We start from the raw sequence: 2,619 nt of genomic DNA on the forward strand, positions 1-2,619 counted from the left end.
GCTTCCCATTTTTGATTCAAGCATATGGCGCGTTGGCCGAGTGGTTAGGCAGGAGCCTGCAAAGCTTCGTACGGGGGTTCGATTCCCTCACGCGCCTCCCGTAATGTAGATTGATTACCAGGGCAAGAACATGATCCAACTGAAACGATTCTCAAAAATCACCTCAGCATTAGTGCTAACTGCGCTCTTGGCGGCCTGTGCCTCTTCAGGAGATTCTCCAACAGGCACGCCTAGCGAAGTACAAGAAATTCAGTCGCAACTCTTGGGTGATATGCCATTGCCTGCGGCATCAAAAATTATTGGCTCAGATTCTTTAATCATTGGTCGTGGTGATAATTGGGTGGGGCGAGTCGTTTTATCTGGAGTACAAACTCCAACAGATATTTACGCTTTCTTCCAGGCTGAATATCCAAGAGCTGGTTGGACTACCGTGAGTGCCGTGAAATCAAAAACCAGTATTTTGGTTTTTACTAAAGGTGATCGCACCTCCACCGTAGAATTAAATGAAGGCCCATTCACCGGTCCAAAGACCATCATTACTATTACCGCATCACCCAAGAATGCGAACGTAGTTGCGCCAAGTAAAAAGTAAAGAATAAAAAAGAAGTAAACAGCAGGTGGTGACCTGTCACTGCTGCAATTGAAAAAGGCCTCTATACGAGGCCTTTTGCTTTAAAGGTCTGGGATCAGAGTCCGCCAGCCCTAATGAGCCCAACAGCCTGGCCTTCTACAGCGAAGTTCGGTTGACGTCGATCTACCAAAATATTTTTGAAGTCTGGGTTCTCGGCTTGTAATTCGATCACCATGCCATCTGCGGTTTTCTTTTGATTCCAACGCTTCACAGTAACTTCATCATCTAGGCGAGCTACCACGATATCGCCATTGCGAACTTCAGAAGTTTTTCGTACGGCAAGATAGTCGCCATCCAAAATGCCAGCATCGCGCATACTCATGCCAACTACTTTCAATAGGTAATCAGCACCCTTGCTAAATAAGCTTGGATCAATCGGCACTTGTTTTTCAATATGCTCGATAGCGGTGATTGGAGAGCCTGCGGCAACGCGACCAATAAGTGGCAGTGTGAGTTGCTGAAGTGCGCCAGAAGGCAAAGACATCTGACGATATTTATTTGGATTATGAGTCTGGTTAAAACGCTGTGCAATACGAATGCCGCGCGAAGTTCCTGGCGTCAGTTCGATATATCCTTTTTTTGCTAATGCGCGTAAGTGTTCTTCAGCGGCGTTCGCAGATGCAAAGCCGAGTTGCGCTGCAATTTCCGCACGAGTTGGTGGCGAGCCACTTTCATCGATGGCCTTGGTAATCAATTCCAAAATCTCACTTTGACGTGAGGTGAGTTTGGGGAGGGCAGTCAGCTCCTCCGGAAAATCGACTGTATTTATGTCCATACTGGGATTGTATACAGCACTTTTTGAATATTCAAGCTATTTTGAGGCGGATAATGGAGAAATGAGCTCAATTTCGAACGTTTCTGAAAATACACCCCATCTCCTGATCTTGGGTATGGGTGGCACTATTGCAGGTCTTGCACCGAACCCCGAAGAAAACCCTCTTCAATATCAAGCGGGCCAAGTGGGGGTGGATGCATTGGTGGCTCATGTTCAGTCGGTAGTGCCTGAGGGTGTCAAGCTGGTATCGCGTCAGGTAGCCAATATCAATAGTCGTAATTTGACTGACGCCCACCTCACTAGTCTCGGACTTGCCGTTAAGGATGCTTTACTCGATGCTGCTGTGCAGGGGATTGTGATTACCCATGGCACCGATACGATGGAGGAAACGGGCTTATTTTTGCAGGCTACCTGTGGAAAGTTAGCTCATACTCAGTCTAAGAGGGTTATTCTGACTGGGGCAATGCTACCAAGCAATGCGCCTGGAGCCGATGGCCCCTCCAATTTGCTTGACGCCTTGCGCTGGGCCTCAACATCGATTGATAACTGCCCTGGTGGCATCTACGCGGTGATGGATGGACGTGGATGCATGGCCATCGATTTGGCTAAGCGCCACGCTACTGCCCTGAATGCCCCTTTGCAAAATGCGCCATCAAGCTCAGTGGGATTGATTAATCCATCCTGGTTATCTGGTGTCAAAGCTGTCCAGGCGGCTTGGAATGAAGATTTACCAATTCCGCAAGAGGGCGAGTGGCCTTGGGTTGAAATCTTGACTAGTCATACAGGTGCACGCCCTGAAACGATCACCCAGTGGTTGAGTAGCTCTGTTCAGGGCTTTGTAATTGCTGGTACGGGGCATGGTGGCTTTCATGATGACTGGTTGAAGCCTTTGGATCAGGCTATGGCTCAAGGCATTGCCTTGGTGAGAACAACTAGGACAGGTGCTGGCGCTACTTTGCCCAATATTCCTGAAATAGATCACTTTGGATGCAGACCCTCAGGCTCCCTGACTGCACCCAGAGCCAGAATTGGCCTGCAATTAGCTTTAAATGCGGCAAAGCAGGGAAATAAAGCCGGTAAACCCCTGACTTGGCAGGATTTTTTTGCTAGAATGGCGGACTTACCTGAGATTAGGTAAGGACCAAAAAGCTGTAAATACCCGTAGTTAGTTTTACCTACAATTTGTTACTACCTTGTCACACTGGCGCTAACT

The 2,619-nt window shown here is 48.1% G+C and carries 3 protein-coding genes and 1 tRNA gene; 3 read left to right on the forward strand and 1 reads right to left on the reverse strand.

Annotated elements, in window-relative coordinates:
* Positions 1-26: 26 nt before the first annotated feature.
* Both B7Y67_RS14930 and B7Y67_RS14935 read left to right on the forward strand, forming a co-directional pair.
* Positions 27-97, forward strand: a tRNA-Cys gene (locus B7Y67_RS14930).
* Positions 98-130: 33 nt separating this feature from the next.
* Positions 131-592, forward strand: coding sequence for a hypothetical protein (locus tag B7Y67_RS14935; RefSeq protein ID WP_215301477.1), 462 nt, complete (start codon positions 131-133; stop codon positions 590-592).
* 94 nt (positions 593-686) lie between these two features.
* Here B7Y67_RS14935 and lexA read toward each other — a convergent pair whose 3' ends face one another.
* Positions 687-1,406: a transcriptional repressor LexA gene (gene lexA, locus B7Y67_RS14940; RefSeq protein WP_215301474.1), complete on the reverse strand. Its 720-nt coding sequence runs from the start codon at positions 1,404-1,406 to the stop codon at positions 687-689.
* Between the two features lie 61 nt (positions 1,407-1,467).
* Here lexA and B7Y67_RS14945 point away from each other — a divergent pair, with 61 nt between their 5' ends.
* The gene (locus tag B7Y67_RS14945) at positions 1,468-2,544 is read left to right on the forward strand and encodes an asparaginase (RefSeq protein ID WP_293599319.1); all 1,077 of its coding nucleotides are present in this window, start codon (positions 1,468-1,470) and stop codon (positions 2,542-2,544) included.
* Positions 2,545-2,619 lie beyond the last annotated feature (75 nt).

This window comes from Polynucleobacter sp. 35-46-11, assembly GCF_002281105.1.

Bases quoted from the DNA above. Each gene is read 5' to 3' on its own strand.
- lexA (WP_215301474.1), bottom strand. From the start codon at position 1,406: ATGGACATAAATACAGTCGATTTTCCGGAGGAGCTGACTGCCCTCCCC.
- B7Y67_RS14935 (WP_215301477.1), top strand. From the start codon at position 131: ATGATCCAACTGAAACGATTCTCAAAAATCACCTCAGCATTAGTGCTA.
- B7Y67_RS14945 (WP_293599319.1), top strand. From the start codon at position 1,468: ATGAGCTCAATTTCGAACGTTTCTGAAAATACACCCCATCTCCTGATC.